Below are 594 nucleotides of genomic sequence, written 5' to 3' on the forward strand. Positions count from 1 at the left end.
CAGCGGCTGATCTCGGCCAGGTGGATGTTCATGGCCTCTACGTTGACCTCGGGCAGCACGACAGCCGCACCAACGGCGCGCTCGGGGCAGACCGCACCGAAGAGCCAGGCCCAGCTATAGCGGTGATCACGCACAGCCCGCGGGCGTGTGCCCCGCTTGGCCCAGATCCGTGTCAGCGTACCCTGCTGGCCCACCCGGGCTTCGTCCATGAACCAGATCTCAAGGGGAGTGCCGGGTGCAACCGCGCCGACAACCTCCTTCACCCGATCAGCGAAGCCCCCCTAAAAGCCGCCTGCGCGGCAGGGTCGCTCTGGGGGTGCTGTGGCCGCACGGAAAGTCGGCGGAAGCGCAGCTTAGCGAGCAGCTTGCCGACCGTGCGCTCATGCAGGCTGACCCGGAACTCGCTGCTGATCCGCTCCTGCAGGTCGCGGCAGCGCCAGCGCACGACGCCGTCCCGCTCCAGGTCTGGTCCTTCCTCAACCCAGCGGGCCACCACCGCCTCCTGCTCGCTCGAGAGCCGTGGAGCCGGACCCGGAGCACGGCGGTTTGCCAGCCCAGCAAGCCCCTCGGCGTTGTAGCGGTGCACCCAGTCAC

Annotated in this window: 1 pseudogene; it reads right to left on the bottom strand. The window is 69.0% G+C overall.

Features of this window, described 5'->3' with window-relative positions:
- Positions 1-594, bottom strand: a pseudogene (locus GSE44_RS26110) (IS630 family transposase); the annotation flags it as partial.

The organism is Muricoccus harenae, from assembly GCF_009848505.1.
Taxonomy (GTDB): Bacteria; Pseudomonadota; Alphaproteobacteria; order Acetobacterales; family Acetobacteraceae; genus Roseomonas; species Roseomonas harenae.